This window comes from Streptococcus sp. DD11 (genome assembly GCF_001578865.1).
GTDB classification, from domain to species: Bacteria; Bacillota; Bacilli; order Lactobacillales; family Streptococcaceae; genus Streptococcus; species Streptococcus panodentis.
The window spans coordinates 1-481 of the sequence record NZ_KQ969437.1 but is presented as its reverse complement, the minus strand read 5'-3'; the positions used below and the strand labels follow the sequence as shown (position 1 = coordinate 481).

Sequence of the window (481 nt, the reverse complement as noted above, 5' to 3'; positions counted from 1 at the left end):
AGGTCCATGGCCGCACTCTGCAGGAAGGTCGTCTTCCCGGTACCCGGACTGCCGTAGAGCAGGATATGTCCATCCTTGGACAGGCTGACCGAGACGGCCTCCTGCTTCTGGGCCTGCGGAATGTCCGCCATTCCCAGCAGGACAGAGACCGGCTTCTTCTGCGCCCAGGCTTCCTGCGGCTGGACAGGCTCCAGCTCCTGCAGGGTCATCCGCTCCCTCAGCGGCGGCAGCCATGGCTGCGGTACAGGGGCGATCTGCTGGGACTCGGTTAAGAGCTGGATCTGGCTGACAATAGCCTCCAGCTCGGTCGGTACTTCCTTGATGTCCTCGGCCAGATCAAGACCTGACAGGTCTTGATTGAGCACCTCATACTGGCCCAGATCATTGATCAGGTAGATGGTATGGTCCTCGATACCCAGCTCGTCCTTGTCCGGCTGGTAGTCGGCCCCTGACCAGGCCGCCTGAAAGAGCTCATAGACCT

At 60.9% G+C, this 481-nt stretch carries 1 pseudogene; it reads right to left on the bottom strand.

Annotation, left to right across the window (positions count from 1 at the left end):
- Positions 1 to 481, bottom strand: a pseudogene (locus STRDD11_RS13300) (hypothetical protein); the annotation flags it as partial.